This window comes from Thalassobacter sp. 16PALIMAR09, assembly GCF_000765485.1.
GTDB lineage: Bacteria > Pseudomonadota > Alphaproteobacteria > Rhodobacterales > Rhodobacteraceae > Thalassobacter > Thalassobacter stenotrophicus.
Window position 1 is genome coordinate 123,284 of sequence record NZ_JHAK01000008.1, and the last position, 15,679, is coordinate 138,962.

The 15,679-nt window shown below is 52.7% G+C and carries 15 protein-coding genes; 9 read left to right on the forward strand and 6 right to left on the reverse strand.

Annotated elements, in window-relative coordinates; genetic code table 11:
- The 3 genes from PM04_RS14700 to PM04_RS17480 all read left to right on the forward strand — a co-directional run bounded on the left by PM04_RS14700 (position 1) and on the right by PM04_RS17480 (position 2,638).
- Positions 1-1,491: a caspase family protein gene (locus PM04_RS14700; RefSeq protein ID WP_052068506.1), complete on the forward strand. Its 1,491-nt coding sequence runs from the start codon at positions 1-3 to the stop codon at positions 1,489-1,491.
- Positions 1,492-1,765: 274 nt separating this feature from the next.
- Positions 1,766-2,059 (forward strand): hypothetical protein, encoded by a 294-nt coding sequence (locus PM04_RS14705; protein ID WP_038008228.1) that lies wholly within the window; start codon positions 1,766-1,768, stop codon positions 2,057-2,059.
- Positions 2,060-2,638: a hypothetical protein gene (locus tag PM04_RS17480; protein WP_052077312.1), complete on the forward strand. Its 579-nt coding sequence runs from the start codon at positions 2,060-2,062 to the stop codon at positions 2,636-2,638. It begins immediately after the preceding gene.
- Here PM04_RS17480 and PM04_RS17750 read toward each other — a convergent pair.
- The 3 genes from PM04_RS17750 to PM04_RS14720 form a co-directional block, all read right to left on the reverse strand.
- Positions 2,598-3,704 (reverse strand): DUF6538 domain-containing protein, encoded by a 1,107-nt coding sequence (locus PM04_RS17750; protein ID WP_162834956.1) that lies wholly within the window; start codon positions 3,702-3,704, stop codon positions 2,598-2,600. The genes PM04_RS17480 and PM04_RS17750 overlap by 41 nt on opposite strands.
- 465 nt (positions 3,705-4,169) lie before the next feature.
- Positions 4,170-5,354, reverse strand: coding sequence for an ROK family transcriptional regulator (locus tag PM04_RS14715; protein ID WP_038008229.1), 1,185 nt, complete (start codon positions 5,352-5,354; stop codon positions 4,170-4,172).
- A 71-nt stretch (positions 5,355-5,425) separates the two neighbouring features.
- Entirely contained in the window at positions 5,426-6,208 is a 783-nt protein-coding gene (locus PM04_RS14720; RefSeq protein WP_038008231.1) for an ATP-binding cassette domain-containing protein, read from the reverse strand.
- Positions 6,209-6,386: 178 nt separating this feature from the next.
- On the opposite strand from PM04_RS14720, the gene PM04_RS14725 reads away from it, so the two are divergent.
- The 3 genes from PM04_RS14725 (at position 6,387) to PM04_RS14735 (ending at position 9,290) form a co-directional block, all read left to right on the forward strand.
- A complete protein-coding gene (locus tag PM04_RS14725; RefSeq protein ID WP_038008232.1) occupies positions 6,387-7,316 on the forward strand; it encodes a sugar ABC transporter substrate-binding protein in 930 nt (309 codons plus the stop codon).
- An 82-nt stretch (positions 7,317-7,398) separates the two neighbouring features.
- On the forward strand, positions 7,399-8,958 hold the full coding sequence (locus PM04_RS14730) for an ABC transporter permease (protein WP_038008233.1): 1,560 nt from the start codon (positions 7,399-7,401) through the stop codon (positions 8,956-8,958).
- A 59-nt stretch (positions 8,959-9,017) separates the two neighbouring features.
- On the forward strand, positions 9,018-9,290 hold the full coding sequence (locus PM04_RS14735; protein WP_081946148.1) for a PfkB family carbohydrate kinase: 273 nt from the start codon (positions 9,018-9,020) through the stop codon (positions 9,288-9,290).
- Between the two features lies 1 nt (position 9,291).
- On the opposite strand, the gene PM04_RS14740 is transcribed toward PM04_RS14735, so the two are convergent.
- Genes PM04_RS14740 through PM04_RS14750 form a run of 3 tightly spaced genes read right to left on the reverse strand, consistent with a single transcriptional unit; the run spans position 9,292 to position 12,303 of the window.
- A complete protein-coding gene (locus PM04_RS14740) occupies positions 9,292-10,299 on the reverse strand; it encodes an ABC transporter substrate-binding protein (protein ID WP_038008237.1) in 1,008 nt (335 codons plus the stop codon).
- Positions 10,278-11,645 carry a sensor histidine kinase gene (locus PM04_RS14745; RefSeq protein ID WP_038008239.1) on the reverse strand — a complete coding sequence of 456 codons (1,368 nt, stop codon included), beginning with the start codon at positions 11,643-11,645 and terminating at the stop codon, positions 10,278-10,280. Before PM04_RS14745 ends, PM04_RS14740 begins: the two co-directional genes overlap by 22 nt.
- A complete protein-coding gene (locus tag PM04_RS14750; RefSeq protein WP_038008240.1) occupies positions 11,635-12,303 on the reverse strand; it encodes a response regulator transcription factor in 669 nt (222 codons plus the stop codon). Before PM04_RS14750 ends, PM04_RS14745 begins: the two co-directional genes overlap by 11 nt.
- A 105-nt stretch (positions 12,304-12,408) precedes the next feature.
- Between PM04_RS14750 and PM04_RS14755 the strand changes: the two genes are divergently transcribed.
- The 3 genes from PM04_RS14755 to PM04_RS14765 all read left to right on the forward strand — a co-directional run bounded on the left by PM04_RS14755 (position 12,409) and on the right by PM04_RS14765 (position 15,441).
- Positions 12,409-13,395, forward strand: a complete 987-nt coding sequence (locus PM04_RS14755; RefSeq protein WP_038008242.1) for a tripartite tricarboxylate transporter substrate binding protein — start codon at positions 12,409-12,411, stop codon at positions 13,393-13,395.
- An 80-nt stretch (positions 13,396-13,475) separates the two neighbouring features.
- Positions 13,476-13,958 (forward strand): tripartite tricarboxylate transporter TctB family protein, encoded by a 483-nt coding sequence (locus PM04_RS14760; protein WP_038008243.1) that lies wholly within the window; start codon positions 13,476-13,478, stop codon positions 13,956-13,958.
- A 1-nt stretch (position 13,959) separates the two neighbouring features.
- On the forward strand, positions 13,960-15,441 hold the full coding sequence (locus PM04_RS14765; RefSeq protein WP_038008245.1) for a tripartite tricarboxylate transporter permease: 1,482 nt from the start codon (positions 13,960-13,962) through the stop codon (positions 15,439-15,441).
- The last annotated feature ends 238 nt before the right edge of the window (positions 15,442-15,679 follow it).

The window sequence follows — 15,679 nt, forward strand, 5'->3', positions numbered from 1 at the left end:
ATGCGTTTTTATGTACTTATGACAGCTTTTGTAGTCTCTGCCGCGACGTTGATCACCGCAGGTGCCGCCCAAGCCGAGCGTCGCTTGGCCCTTGTGGTGGGCAACGGGGCTTACATGCATTCCACTCCGCTCGCCAATCCCGTCAATGACGCAGAGGCTATGGCCAACAAGCTGGAAGCATTGGGGTTTGAAACCTACGTTGGTTTTGATTTGGATAAAATCGGGATGGAGCGACTGTTGCGCGACTTTGCCCGCGCCTCCCGCGATAGTGACGTGAACCTGTTTTTCTATGCGGGCCATGGGATGTCGGTGAATGGCACCAATTACCTCGTGCCGGTGGATGCGGTTTTTGAGGATGAAACCGCGCTGGATTTCGAGGCCGTCTCAGTTGATTTTGTCACCCGTCAAATGTCGCTGTCGAACGCGGTGAACCTCGTGTTTCTTGACGCTTGCCGGGACAATCCTTTGTCCCAAACGCTTTCGCGCTCCATGGGGGCAACCCGGTCCGCTGCGGTGTCTAGCGGGCTGGCCGAGATGTCCGTGCAAGACAGCGGCAAGGGGATGGCCATCGCCTTTGCCACCAGCCCGGGGCAGGTCGCTCTGGACGGTGACGGCATGAACTCTCCCTTCACGACGGCGCTGCTCAGGCACCTAGATGCGGAAAATACCGATATTGCCGAGGTCTTTAGCCGCGTCACCGGTGACGTCTATGAGAACACCGGCCAAGCTCAACGCCCTTGGATCAACGTGTCGCTGACGGGGCCAGTCGTTCTGAACAAGGTGAACCGGGTCGTGCCCCAAAATGCGCCCTCAACCGATCAGGTCGCGCTGGCATCACCGGGGGCGGCGCAACCGTCCGGCGGAATGCTACAAGAGCAACAGATGCTCTTTGAGCTCGCCCGCGAAACCGGGGATATCGAGGATTACAAAGCCTACCTCGAAAGCTTTCCAAGTGGGTTGTACGCTAACAACGCGCGCCGCATGATCCGCCGCCTGCAAGGCGAGCAGGGCAGCACGCAAGTCGCCTCGGCACGAACGTCATTGTCAGCTCAAGCCGCCAACACCCGCAGCGCCTCAATCAATGAGGTCGGGCCGCTGCAACTCCCCGTGACCAATACCCTTCGCAGTCAAATCACGAACGCAAGCACCGAGGCCGCGCTCGGCTTGGACCGTACGGGAAAAGGCAATATTCAGGCGCGGCTGAACGCGACGGGCAATAACGTGGGCGTCGTGGATGGCCTGTGGGGCCGCAAAACGCGGCAGGGGATTGCCAACTGGCAGGCGATCAATGGTCTGCAATCCACGGGCTTCCTAAGCCTCGCGCATCTTGAGTTGTTGGTCTCTCAAACCGAAGGCCGCTACGCCCCCTACACGGCGCCCGTTGCCAAATCCTCCAGCGGTGGATCGCGGCAGCAAAATAACAACAATAACAATAACGCACTGGGCGGTGCCCTGCTGGGCGTCGCGATTGGGGCGATATTATCACGTTGATTGTGCGATAGGAGCGCAACACGGCCGTAAACGGATTTTTGTTTGGTTAGGGTCGGGGCAACATGCCCCATCGTTCGATCCGTAATTAGGAAGGAATAAGCTGGGCTACCGGATAGATAGCCCAGCAAAAGGTGCGTGTAAGCGGACCTACAAAAGGATACACCACAAGTAAGTATCATGTTAATACTTATAAATATATTTTGCAAGCGAATGCATGTTTGTGCTAGCGGGCTACACGATACTTACTAAGCAACAGCCAGAGATTACGCCCCGCATGAGCCGCCTTCTTCAAAACATCGCCAAACTGCAAATAATGCTTGCCGATATGGAAGCAGACGTCGGCATCCGAGACATCGGCGTAATCGAAAAATCCGTACTAAGTGCGATTGCTGACCTGACAGAGGACACGCATCTGGCCAGCACCAAGGAAATCCTCGCGCACCCTTTGAACGACGTTTACTCGCGGCCTTCGCTATTTCGTGCGCTGAAAAACCTTGAGAATTTGGGCCGCATAACAAAGGGCGGCGACAAGCGCGGCTTGTACACCCTCGCCAACGAAGGGGTGTGAGTGCTGAACAAGGTGGGCTTTAGCGTAAAAGAGCATTTGCAGAACTTCGTGATCGTGAGTGTTTTCTACGTCACGGCATATTCCTTGACGCTCGGCTTTGTGGTCCCCCTTCAGCAGCTGGTTTTCACCAATGTGATCTACGAGCTGAGCTTGCTGTTCTTGCCGCACGGCGTCAGGGTCTTGGCGATTTACTTTTTTGGCTGGCGCGGCATGCTCTACCTTATTCCGTCGGCGTACCTCATGAAGATACTGAGCTATCAGGCCGGAATTCCGCTCGATCCATGGTCGCCCCTATTCAACATCCTAGCGTGTTACGTCGGTTTTGAGCTGGTCAGACTGGCGCTCCCCAAACGGTTTTCGGGCGCTCAATTTCCGAAGTGGCGATACTTTGGGCTCGTGGCTTTGTTTGGATCGATTTTCAACAGCGCAGCGATGACTTTGTTACACCAGAATAAGCTAGATCTGTTCATCGCGCTGGGGTACGTGATTGGCGACATGGCTGGGTTTTTCGTCTGTTTCTTTATCCTGATCTACGGGTTCAGATTTGCCCGGCTGCTTGCCAAAGTAGACGACGCCTAAGTCCTCTTCCGTTCCCAAGACGACCGACCCTCGAATGACGGAACCGGTGCATAGTGCATCCGTCTGGTGTGTGCTCTTTCATCCATTTGTTCAATGCGGCAATGGCGGCGTTGGCGTTGGTTGTATTCGTCTTGTTGTATCGTGGAAATGCTAGCTCAGATGAACTGCCTTGAGTGAGGATGCGCTGTGCATCCCACCGTGCCTGACCTTCAAGTGGAACAACACGCTCGCTGCCTTTTGTTTTGAGACGCCGCCACGGATGATGACGAACACGAACAACGAGAGAGCCACGCTCATCGGTGATAATATCTTCCTTGCTCAAACCGGCAGCTTCAGCGAGACGCATCCCAGTATCTGAGACCAGAGCAACAAGCCAGCGAAGGTCATCATCGATCTCTCGGCACTTCGATTGGACGGTCTGTATTGCATCTGAAGGGAGCGGGTTGCGATCAGACACACCTGCCGTGCGGTCATAGTAGACCCCGGCAAATGGATTGTTCAGCATCAGTCCTTGCTCACTCGCTGCAAAATTCGTGACAGCCCGTACTGTGCCAAAGACCCGGGTAAGGCTACTACCTGCCAAGCCACGTGCAATCAGTGCATCGCGGAACTTATTTGCATCCGCTTTGGTATAGACGTCGAGGAACTTGTCACCGCAGGCGTCGATGACATAGCCACACGCTCTCTTAGCGGCTCGATGGAATGTGATCGGACGGCCCTTGCCCTTTTGCTGAAGGTAAATCTCCACAGCCTCTGACAATAAAACAAACGAAGATGAACTGACTTGCGGAGTAGGAGAAGACCCCGCAATCCCGGCAGCGCCCAGTCGGAGCATGTGCTTTCCCGGCAGCTGCGCGTCTTGTGTTCTGAGGTGGAACCAGTACTCGTCAAGTTGATCTGCAGCTTTTCTGGCGCGAGCCTCGGCGATCTTTCCTGACCGGGTGCGAAGAGAATAAGCGATCCGAGGCGACAAATAGTGACGAAGCAGCTCTTTAGGTATGCGACGACTGAAGTAGAAAACACCGTCTTTTACGAAGGTGAACGTGGGGGGAATGGTCTCCGACATGGTTTAAGGCTCCAAGCAGTTGCTAAAAGCTGGAGTGATACCAATGGGATAACTGAAGTAATGGTGCCCAGGGGCGGATTCGAACCACCGACACGAGGATTTTCAATGGAGGCGGTGCAAATTAGGCATTTATTATTAATGGCTTGTGCATTAATATTTTTGGTGTGCGCGTAAGTGTGTTTTTAGTCTCATTTTGAGGGCAGGGCGGAAACGCCGTGTTGGACGCGGTAATCGAAGGATTTCAACGCTAACACACTGTTCAACACTCCAAAAGACGCAAGACTGTACACGGACTAAATGAAGTGGAAGTTCGCTTGGACTATTGTTTATGGCCGAAGTGCGGGACAAAGCGGACCTTGATGGTTCTATTGCGAACGGCGGCTTTTCCAAGCCTTCAAGAGCTCAGACTTGAGTTTGAATGGCCTACACAAGCCAACTTGGTAAGCGCTAGTATCCGATGTTTGGCTACTCCTTTTCTAATCCGAACTGTGAGAGGAATGGAAGGATTCCGCTACCTATTGCGCGGGCCGCTATTCCGATTTCGCCTGCTTCAATGTTGATCTTTGCCAAGCCGCGTTTATCGTAGTTGCGTCCCATAGCATCCTTAACAGCCTCGACCATCTCTTGCGTAAGCTCCGGCGACAGACTGCTGTCTATGACAATCATTTCTGGGTCTAGGAAGGCCCGCCCCGCGACTGCAGCAAAAGCAATTTGCGGAGCCGCAATTTTCAACCAATCTTCAAACAATCCCCGTTCAGTTATGTTCAGGGGCCTGTTCTCATAAAAGCCATTCGGGCTTAGTCCAGCGGCTTCTGCCGCTGCTTCAAGATAATGCAAGGAAGCGCCTTCAAGCAGTTGGCTAGCCACCCCAGACGACACAGCGCCAGTAGGTAGCGAAGCAATAGCACCTGCCAGGTTGTTTTGCCCTGTGTAGAGCTGCCCACCCAGAGAAATGCCTCCGCCAATAAAAGTTCCAACATAGAAATAGACGAAGCTTTTGTTTCGCTGACGGGCGCCCACAGCGATTTCAGCCAGACAGGCAGCTGAAGCGTCGTTTAAGTCAGTCGTAGGGAGGCCGAAGGCGGCTTCCATATCTTTAGAAAGGTCCGATGACGCCCAGTCGGCCATCGCACCCTTCGGTGCTCCAACCGTCGATTCCCAAGCGCTCAATTCGTCTGGAAGCGCGATACCGATGCCCACAACCCGTTCTTTTTGGGCCGCGGTCATTTTGTCAAAGAGTCCGGCCGTACAAGCCAGCATATCCTGACGGATCGCGTCGAGATTAGGGAATGAATATCGTCGCACAATGCGTTCAAGTATGGAGTAATCGAATGACATACTGACCACTTCGAGCGAGCGGCGGCCCACTTTGATGCCTATCGAAACCGCACCTGTGGGGTCCAATGAAAATGGGACCGAGGGCTGGCCAACCTTGCCCTTAACGGCTTTACCTGGCTGTAGTAAACCGTCTTTCACAAGCCGGTTAACTATTACTGTTGCCGATTGTGCGCTAAGTTCTGACGCGCGCGTCAACTCTGCTTTGCTCATGGGGCCGTTGTCACGGATTAAGTCTAAGAACAGCCTCTCGTTTTGGGGTCGTGCAACGCTCCTCTGTTTTGGAGATATTGCGATAGGTGCGTCTTTAAGCATTAAACTTTAGTCCTGTTTTTCGCGCGTTTGCCCAAGCGAGCAAACTATTCTCAAAACTGAAACTCGATTTTCTAAATATAGCTGGCATCTTCATGCACACCCTGATCCACGCCGGTAATCATCGCTACCACGTCGTTTCCGCTTGCGGTCTTGGCATTCAGAACACCGGCGATCCGCCCTTGACGAAAGACGACAATCCGGTCCACCAGATTGAAGACCTGGCGTAAGTTATGAGACACAATAATCACGGGTACCCCGCGTTCTTTAAGGCCTCTGATGATGTTTTCGACTCGTGTTGTTTCTTGAATTCCCAAGGCCGCTGTGGGTTCGTCCATGATAATCAGTTTGGATCCCCAGCCCGCCGCACGACTAATCGCGACGCATTGGCGTTGGCCGCCAGACATACCAGCGACCGATTGGGTTGTATCTGGAATCTTAATGCCAGTTTCTTCCAACAGCTCTTCAGCGCGCTTGGCCATCGCCTTTTTCTTAAGCCATGAAAGTGGTCCGAATTCGAAATAAACATCTTCGCGGCCCAAGAAGATATTCTGCGGGACATTTAGGTGATCAGCGAGAGCGAGATTTTGATAAACAGTTTCAATACCATGTTCGCGCGCGTCATTGGGCGCTTTGAAATTCACGGGAACTCCGTCGATCAAAACTTCGCCCGCGGTGCGTTGTTCCACGCCGGTGATGTTACGCACAAAGGTTGATTTGCCCGCGCCGTTGTCGCCCACGATCGCGATGTGTTCATCGGCAAACATTTTGAAGTCAGCGTTGTTGAGCGCCTGAACACCCCCGTAGTGCTTTGTTAACCCACGTGTTTCTAGAATGACCTTGCGGACATCATCCATCTTTATTTCCTCCCAACGGCGTCTCTGTTGGGTCCAAAAGCAACATTTCAGACCGGAATGTCAATAATTAAATCAAGTTGAATTAATTATTGACATTGAATCGATTATTTCCTCTTTTAGGGACACACGAAGCTGGGCGTTGGAGGCTCAGCAACTTCTGGGAGGAATAAACGTGAAAATGAATATGACATTCGCAGGTGTAGCTGTTGCTGCGCTTATTGCCGGGTCCACTGCAAGCGCGCAGGACGTAATCGGCTATATCACAAAGTCCGCGACAAACGCTGGCTGGATGATGATTAACCAAGGTGCAGCTGATGCTGCGGAAGAAGAGGGTGTAAACCTTGTTTCTGTTGGCCCAGCATTCCAAGGTGACCTTTCAAGCCAGCTCGAAGTTTTTGAAAACCTTGTTGCTCAGGGCGCGGCCGCAATTGCCGTGGCGCCAGTTGACAGCGCGGGTATCGCGCCTGCCGTAAATGACGCCATGGGCGCAGGCATTCCAGTTGTCGCAATTGACACCGGTGTCGCTGGAGCAGAGGTGACGTCCTTTGTTGCGACAGACAACTACGCAGTGGCCAAAGTTCAAGGCGCTGTTGCTGCGACCTTGGTCGAAGATGGCCAGCCGATCATCTATGTGACAGGCAATCAAGCACAATCCACAGGACAAGAGCGCCGCAACGGTTTCGTTGAATCCTTCTCTGCCGCGCGTCCAAACTCTGAAATCCTTGAAGTTCCAACCGAATGGAACAGCCAGGAAGCGCAAGAAGGCGTTGAGGCGATCCTCAACAGCCGTCAGGATGTTGCAATGGTTGCAAACGCATGGGATGGCGGCACAATGGGTGCCAAAGCAGCCCTTGAAAACCTTGGCTTCTCTGCGGGCGACGTAAAGCTGGTTGGCTTCGACGGTGCTGGCGATGCGATTGCTGCTATGGATGAAGGCTGGGTACACGCCAACACAGCGCAGATGCTGTACCAGATGGGTTACCAAGGCATCAAAGCGGCTTCCGCTGCGGCGCGCGGTGAAGACGTATCCGCACGCATCGACACAGGGTTTTTCCTTGTGACGCCGATGACTTCGGGCACTTATAAAGCAATGGTTGGCATCGAATAATCGACCGACTTTTTAATGAGGGCGCGTCGTTCGACGCGTCCTTTTTCATACAAACTTCAAATTTTTCCGGCGGAAGAAAAAAATGACAGACATCTCGCGTGCCAAAGCCACTACTTCACTTCAAGACCGCATCGTGCTCGGCTTGGTCAAGTTCTTTAAGGCGGAATGGTCCGGCGCTTTTCTTGCGATCGTAATCCTTGGCATATCCATCGAGCTTGCCACGTCAGGCCGCCCGTTCTTTCACCCATCAAACTTGATGACAATCCTCAACAACTCGGCCGCGATCGGCATCGTGGCGGGGGGGATGACGCTTGTCATTATCACCGCAGGCATCGACCTATCGGTTGGATCAGTAATGGGGATGACCGCCGCGCTGACGGGGTATGTCGCCAGTTTCTGGGGGTTTCCGCCTTACCTTGCTATCATGACCGGCCTTGGGATCGGCCTTGCAATTGGGGCCTTCAACGGCTCACTCGTGGCCTATTTTGGGATGCCCGCGTTTATTGTCACGCTGGCTGGTCTTTCGATCTGGCGGGGCACTGGTCACCTTTCTACAGGCGCGCAGGCTACGCCAAAGTTGCCTGAAACCTTCGACATGTTTGGACGCTACAACCCGTTTTCAGGTCTGCGCGACGCCTATAAAGAGGGGGAATTGTCGGGCTTTTGGGAAAGTGTGGGTGGCTTTATTGATGACAATTGGATAAACTTTTTTCGTACCTTTCAAATGTCGATGCTGATCTTTATTGGCTTCTTCATCGTCCTGACCATTATTATTTCGAACACGCGCTATGGTCGCTGGGTCTACGCGATTGGATCGAATGAGCCGGGCGCACGTCAGGCAGGTATCAATACGCCGCGCTATACGCTGCTGACCTATATGTTCTGTTCGTTCTCGGCGGCATTGGGGGCCTTGCTGTTCCTTGGCCGCGCTCCTTATGCAAAATCAGACTACGGGCAGATGTGGGAACTCGACGCAATTGCCGCTGTGGTTATTGGCGGCACGTCCCTTTTCGGCGGACGTGGGTCGCTTTGGGGGACCTTTATGGGGGTGATCCTGCTCAAGCTGATCAACAACGGCCTGACATTGGCCCAGCTTGATACCTTCTGGCAGATGGTTGTCACCGGTCTGATTATTCTGGTCGCCGTCGGCTTGGACATCGTGCGTCAATCCAAGAACCCTGAAAGCGTGCGCAAGCTGTTGGGGGCGATTGCGGCTGTCATGGCCTTCCTTGCCCTGATGACACCCGGAGCTATCTTTCTTCGCGCCAAGATCGCATTGTTGGAGCATGGTGCTGCAACCACACTACGCGAAGCAGGAACATCACTTGCCGCGGGCCAAAATGCACGCCTCTTGTCGCCGGATGAAATTACACAGTTGCAATCCGCTGCATCGGCGAACCTTACTGCAACGCTCTTGTTGCTGGTTCTGGTACTTGCGACCGCATTTGTGGTGCTGAAAACATCGCGCCTGATCAGTTTTGGTTTGGCGGCCGTGTTCATTGTGATGATCCTTCCGGTGTCCTTGTTGGGCTATGAAATCACCGCGCCATTCCTTGTCCTAGGTGCCGCTGCTTTATTGGGAAGCACCTATGTGCATGCGATGTTTGCGAAGGCTCGCATGTTGGACGTAAATGCGCGGTAATTTTGACATAGCGATCGGTGGCGAAAACCTGATCGACACCGTGCACAGGTCTTTGACAAGTGGGCGAAGTTGCGCAAAATCATAACCTTGGAGGGTCACCGTATAATGTTGCGGTGGCCCTTGCGTGTCAGGGGATGACGCCACATTACCTTACCCCGATTTCGATCGATGATTTTGGTGAACAGCTGGCAGATCACTTACAGCGCGAAGGCGTCGTATTGGCAGGTGAACGCCGGTCCGAACCGACGACCCAAGCCATTGTCACGCTCGAAAATGGCATACCGAGCGATGTGTTCCATCGGGAAGGGACGGCCGAGCAGGCCATCAGCTAACTCACTTCTCTTGAACAATAGCATCCTCCCATTCCCGGATAAATGCTGCTCGTTTCATTTGATCCAGATATGTCATCAAAGCCGGGTCTAGATTGATGGTCCGTAGGTTTTGAAAATCTTGGGACCGCGAAAGCGGCGGTAGAGGGAAGGTTAACGGATCGCCGATCGATTGAAGTTTCAGGAGGTGGCGGACAAAATTATTAGCGTGCTGAGGGGCTGGAGCGGCCGCGGATACTAAAATCGTCCGCATCATAGTTGTTGGAAATTCTGATGGCAGAATGATTATCAAATCGTCCGAATTCTCTGCCTGCGCCTTTGCGTAGCTTCCCAAGACGTTATAAGCTATTATCAATTTACCAGTCCGTAGATCGTTAATCATCTGACCGGAACAGCAATAGAGCCTTGCTCCTACGCGCCCCATGACTTCAGTCAAGCGCCAATAGGTTTCGGTAGCACGGGCGTCTTGTGTGGCAAAAAGGTAGCCTAAGCCAGATTGCCTCACGTCATAAGTCCCAACCCGTCCCTGAAAATGGTCTGGGTGGTCTCGCATCAACTGAATCAAATCTTGCCGACTGCTTGGGACGTGAATCTGCTTAAAGGCTTGGCGGTTAAGGACAATAGCAGCAGGTTCCGATGTAAATGCAAAAAGGCTGTTATTCCATTGAGCCCATTCAGGGTGGTCAATATTCATGACTGGCGCAGAAAATCCATCGTTTACCAACTTAAGCTGGAGGTCCATTGCGCTGGAAATGACCACATCAAACTCATCGGGTGCAGCGCGGTACAGACGATCGATATCAGCCGTGCCAGTGACAAGGTATTCCACCGAAATGTCCGGGGATGACGCGAGAAAGTCTTCAATAATCGGGGCGAAAAACGAGGTGTCGGTGCTGGACAGAATACGCAATTGTGCTTGATTGGGTTCACCGAAAGACTGTTGGTCTTCCCAGCCTTGGGCGAAGCTGGACACTGGCAACCAAAGAGCAATCAGAAAGATAATGTAACGCATGCGCCGCCCTCTTCTCTGTTGGTCAAGGCCATTGAACCGTTATGGGCGACGATAACCTCTTGCGCGATCGTCAGGCCGAGCCCCGACCCGATCGTGTTGCCCATATCTTTGCCACGCACAAAACGTCCGGACAGTGTTTCGATTTCGTCCACCGCAAACCCCGGTCCGTCATCATAGATGCTAACTGATAAGGTTGGCGAGTTAGAGGCTTTTATAATCACGCCCGTTTCTGCGGGCGCATATTTTAGCGCATTATCTATCAGGTTGCGCAGCGCATTCTGGAGCAAAATCGCATCCCCTTGCAGCGTTGCAGGGCGCTCCAGTTCCATTGTCATCGTGATGTCCTTCATTTCTGCCACGGGCGTCATGCTTTGGACCAGTTCATGCAATAAATCAGCCAGATCGACCTGGACCATTTCAAGGTTCCCGGCTCGAAAAGTCACCATCGCATGGTCCAGCAACTGTCCAGCGGCGCGGCTGCTTTCGTCAATCGCGCGTACCATCGCTTGTAGCGATGTACGATTTTCGTCACGGTCCACACGCTGCAACGTCGCCTCGGCATGTGACCTTACTGTCGCAAGTGGGGTGCGAATGCGATGCGCAGCCTCGGCGATGAACTCTTCGGATTGTGTCAGCGAGTGATCCAGCCGCAACATAAATGTGTTTAGAGATGCCACCAAAGGGGCCATTTCTGATGGGACAGGTTTGGTAAAGCGGCTTAGGTCTTGTGGACCACGGCGGGTCACGGACGATGTCAGTCGGCGCATCTGACGGCTTGTTGTGGATGCCGCCCAAATTGCAAGTGCCGATGACATTGCAAAGAACCCAAGCCCCAGAAACGCGACATTGCGTGAAATTGCGTTAAGTGTGTTTGATAGGGCGTCCTGTGTTTGGGCCACCGACACAAAAACGTTTCTAGGGCCGTTTGATCCGATCAAGGTTCGCGCCCCTGAGGCAACGCGCAAAACCTCCCCTTTGAGGGTCGTGTTTTTAAAAATTGTGTTTTCGGGCGCCACATCACGCGGTGATGTCAGCCAATCATACCCCGATAACAGAGTGTTATCTTCGTAGATTGCGTAGAATACGCGATCATCGGCCTCCGTGTTCAACATAGACAGTGACGAATACGGGAAATCGAGCGTTACCCGGCCATCGCGTATGGCTGCTGTATCCAGCACCGACGACATCGATGCCTTTAATATGTTGTCTTGGCCTTGTTGTGCCACCTGCGCTGCTAACACCCGAACCACAATAAACAAGACGACGGCCAACAACGCAGCACCGCCCGTCAAGATCAACGCCAACCGGTTGCGCAATGATCCTGAGACAACAACATCAGGCGTCATGATTTAACCTATAGCCCAGTCCGCGCAGCGTCACGATCCGCAGCTGTGACCCCTCAAGATGTTTGCGCAATCGCCCAATATAAACCTCGATAGCATTTTCCGACACATCGTCGTTATAGGAAAATAAACGATCCACGAGCTTTTGTTTCGAGAAAACCTGCCCCTTATTGGCGATCAAAAGTTCTAGCAGCCGAAGTTCACGGTTGCGCAAATTGATACTGTTGCCGTTGACGCGCAACAGACCGGATACGGCATCAAAATCTACATCCCCGATTGTCTGAACCGATTGGGCAGAACCTGCGTTTCGCCGCAAAACGGCACGGCACCGCGCCTGCAGTTCGGCATGATCAAATGGCTTGGTGAGGTAATCATCGGCTCCCAAATCCAACAAACCGATTCTGTCTGACACCTGACTTCGGGCCGTCAAAACAATCACCGATGTCAGGTTTTTAGCGGCACGGTGTTGTTTTAGAAAAGTCCGACCATCCCCATCAGGGAGCATAATATCAAGCAAAATCAGATCGTATTCACCGGTGTTCACAAATGCACGCGCATCAGCAATTGTAGCAGCATGATCAACGGCATGCCCATCCAGACGGATACGCGAGGCAATCGCCTCGGCTAGCTCCAAATTGTCTTCGACCAGAAGGTATTTCATCTAGGCATCTAACCTTTCAAGTACGTGACAGGTTTGTGTCAGGTTGCCATGGTTTACATACACCATCTAGCCGTCTGAAGAATGGCTATCAAATGGGAGAGTAAAATGACAACTTTGAAAATGGGCCGCCGTGCCTTAATCGCTGCAGCTACGGCGACGCTTAGCTTTGGCGCGCCAGTATTTGCCGACGGCCACCAGATTATTGACGAAATTCACTTCATCATCCCAGGTGGTGCTGGCGGTGGATGGGATGGCACTGCGCGTGGCACAGGCGAAGCGTTGACCGAAGCAGGACTTGTTGGCACAGCGACTTATGAAAACATGTCTGGCGGCGGCGGTGGTGTGGCAATCGGTTACATGATCGAAAACGCCGAAAGCCTTGAGGGCACTTTGATGGTTAACTCTACGCCCATCGTGATCCGTTCCTTGACCGGTGTGTTTCCTTACAACTTCAACGATTTGACTTTGGTGGCCGGCACCATCGGCGACTATGCGGCAATCGTTGTCGGCAAAGACAGCCCGATTAATTCTATGGATGACCTTCTGGCGGCATGGGATGCAGACCAGAGCGGTACACCAATTGGTGGCGGTTCAGTTCCTGGTGGCATGGACCACCTAGTTGCAGCGATGGTCATGGAAGCATCTGGTCGTGATGCACTTGCAGTGAATTATATCCCCTACGACGCTGGTGGCACAGCAATGGCGGCATTGCTGTCAGGTGAAATCGCAGCACTGTCCACCGGTTTCTCCGAAGCAGTTGATCTATCGAACGCGGGCGAAGTCAAAATCATCGGTGTCACATCTGATGCACGCGTTGCTGCCGCTTCAGATGCGAAGACCATGGTGGAACAAGGCATTGATACAACATTCGTCAACTGGCGCGGCTTCTTTGGTGCACCTGGTATGTCGGACGAAAAGCTGGCCCAATACCAAGCCGCAATCGAAGCCATGTATGACACACCCGAATGGGAAGCCGTGCGTGCGCGCAATGGTTGGGTCAACATCCACAATTCAGGCGAGGATTTCCGCACATTTCTTGAGGCGCAAGAAACTGTCATTGGCGATCTGATGAAAAAGCTGGGCTTCCTCTAAAAGCTTGCGGCATTCGATATCAATGGGCGGAGCGTACAGACGCTCCGCCTCTTTCTATTTCGGGAATTTGAGGGAACAAAATGGCCTTGGATCGTTGGATCGCACTCTGTCTTCTTGGGCTCTGTATCTTGTACGGGTACACGGCATGGTTCACCATGGATGCAAGCCTTGCGCCATTTATGCGCCGCAACCCCATTTGGCCCAGCACATTCCCCAAAGTTTTATCCGTTTTGGGTATTAGCGCCTCATTTATTATTCTGATTGGACTTGAAAAGGGCGAAGAGAAAATCGGCGAGATAGACCACCGTCGCTTAGGCGATTACTTCCTTGGTCAGGCCTTGGTGTTGCTTGGCCTTATGGTTGTCTACGCGCTGTGTCTGCGCCCGCTTGGTTTCTTGTTTTCAACCTCGGCATTCCTGATTGTTGGCTCGTTTATCTTGGGCGAACGTAAATTGCATGTGATGATCCCAGTCGCCTTCATCGCTACTGGAGCTGTTTGGTATCTGGTGCAAGAAGTGCTTGGGATATTCCTGCGTCCCCTGCCAATTTTCGTGGGGGTCTGATATGTTAGAAGGTATTCTGATCGGTCTGCAAACGGCCCTATCCATGCAAAACTTATTGGTCGTTATTGGTGGCTGTTTGATCGGCACATTCATTGGCATGTTGCCGGGCCTTGGCCCCATGTCGATCATTGCTATTATGATACCCGTGGCGATCACTATGGGCGATCCTTCGGCAGCGCTAATTCTACTGGCAGGTGTTTATTACGGGGCAATTTTTGGCGGCTCGACATCGTCAATCCTGCTAAATGCACCCGGGGTGGCGGGCACCGTTGCGTCCTCCTTCGATGGTTACCCCATGTCGCGACAGGGCAAAGCCGGCAAGGCTCTGACAATTGCCGCCATTGCTAGCTTTGCAGGTGGTACGATCGGCGCTTTGTTGTTGATGATCTTTGCGCCGATGTTGTCGAGCGTCGCCTTGTTGTTCCACTCACCGGAATATTTCGCGTTAATGGTCGTCGGCCTGTCGGCCATCGCGGCATTTGCGGGGCCTGGTCAAGTGACCAAAGCTCTGATGATGACCGTTCTTGGCCTGATCATGGCAACTGTAGGCGAAGGCGCATTGTTTAATCTGCCACGTTTTACGGGCGGCATCATGGATCTTCAATCGGGCTTTGGCTTCATCACCCTGGCTATGGCCATGTTCGCGTTGCCGGAAGCTATTTTTCTTGTTCTTAAACCAAAAAACCTTGGTGCTGATGGCGGTGAAATCAAAGACCTGCGCATCACACGCGCCGAAGCTCGGGCTATCGCTCCGGTCATTGGCCGCCAGTCTGTTCAAGGGTTTTTTATTGGTGTGCTGCCCGGCGCGGGTGCAACAATCGCGTCTTTTCTTGGCTACGCAGTTGAGCGCAATATTGCCCCGAAACATGAACAAGATGAATTCGGCAAAGGTTCTATCAAAGGCCTTGCCGCACCTGAAACTGCTAACAACGCGGCTTGCACTGGCTCGTTTGTGCCGCTGCTGACGCTTGGTATTCCCGGGTCTGGCACAACTGCTATTTTGCTGGGCGCATTGATCGCGCTGAACGTTACGCCAGGTCCGCGCCTAATGATTGACGAACCACAGATTTTCTGGGCTGTTATCATGTCGATGTTTATTGGCAATCTGGTGCTTTTGGTTTTGAACCTACCCCTGATCCCCTACATTGCCAAATTGCTGGCAATCCCGCGCAACTACCTGATCCCCTTCATCCTGTTTTTCACATTGATGGGCGCCTACATCGGACAAAATAACGCGACGGAATTGCTGATGCTTGTTGGGTTTGGCATTTGTGGCATTGCGTTGAAATTCGCTAACTACCCTCTGCCACCTCTTTTAATTGGATTTATCCTCGGTGGCATGATGGAGGATAACTTTTCTCGTTCAATGCAACTCTATGGCGGCGTGTCTTTTGTTTTGGAACGCCCCATGACGCTTGGCCTGTTGGTCATTGCGGCAGGTCTGATCATTGTTCCGATCTTGAGGACCCGCTTGGCCAAGTGACTTCGGAGACTGAGGGGCTGTCTGAGGGTAGCAACAGTGCGGCGTATTCACCTCAACACCGATAGCCCGCACAACTTATTATGGTATTGCCCATGTGCACCGGAAGCCATCATAATCATGAACCAGAAGTCAATCATGTACTTACAATCAACGTGGCCCAGTCGGATTAGGCTGCTCAGGCTCGAAGTCGCTGTTCGCTTCACTTTGCATCAATGTCGGATTTGCAAACGTTGGCCTT

What these genes read in the sequence shown, in the direction of transcription:
- PM04_RS14730 (WP_038008233.1), top strand. Translation starts at nt 7,399, where the DNA reads ATGACAGACATCTCGCGTGCCAAAGCCACTACTTCACTTCAAGACCGC.
- PM04_RS14725 (WP_038008232.1), top strand. Translation starts at nt 6,387, where the DNA reads ATGAATATGACATTCGCAGGTGTAGCTGTTGCTGCGCTTATTGCCGGG.
- PM04_RS14705 (WP_038008228.1), top strand. Translation starts at nt 1,766, where the DNA reads ATGAGCCGCCTTCTTCAAAACATCGCCAAACTGCAAATAATGCTTGCC.
- PM04_RS14745 (WP_038008239.1), bottom strand. Translation starts at nt 11,645, where the DNA reads ATGACGCCTGATGTTGTTGTCTCAGGATCATTGCGCAACCGGTTGGCG.
- PM04_RS14720 (WP_038008231.1), bottom strand. Translation starts at nt 6,208, where the DNA reads ATGGATGATGTCCGCAAGGTCATTCTAGAAACACGTGGGTTAACAAAG.
- PM04_RS14700 (WP_052068506.1), top strand. Translation starts at nt 1, where the DNA reads ATGCGTTTTTATGTACTTATGACAGCTTTTGTAGTCTCTGCCGCGACG.
- PM04_RS14765 (WP_038008245.1), top strand. Translation starts at nt 13,960, where the DNA reads ATGTTAGAAGGTATTCTGATCGGTCTGCAAACGGCCCTATCCATGCAA.
- PM04_RS14750 (WP_038008240.1), bottom strand. Translation starts at nt 12,303, where the DNA reads ATGAAATACCTTCTGGTCGAAGACAATTTGGAGCTAGCCGAGGCGATT.
- PM04_RS14760 (WP_038008243.1), top strand. Translation starts at nt 13,476, where the DNA reads ATGGCCTTGGATCGTTGGATCGCACTCTGTCTTCTTGGGCTCTGTATC.
- PM04_RS17750 (WP_162834956.1), bottom strand. Translation starts at nt 3,704, where the DNA reads ATGTCGGAGACCATTCCCCCCACGTTCACCTTCGTAAAAGACGGTGTT.
- PM04_RS14740 (WP_038008237.1), bottom strand. Translation starts at nt 10,299, where the DNA reads ATGCGTTACATTATCTTTCTGATTGCTCTTTGGTTGCCAGTGTCCAGC.
- PM04_RS14755 (WP_038008242.1), top strand. Translation starts at nt 12,409, where the DNA reads ATGACAACTTTGAAAATGGGCCGCCGTGCCTTAATCGCTGCAGCTACG.
- PM04_RS14715 (WP_038008229.1), bottom strand. Translation starts at nt 5,354, where the DNA reads ATGCTTAAAGACGCACCTATCGCAATATCTCCAAAACAGAGGAGCGTT.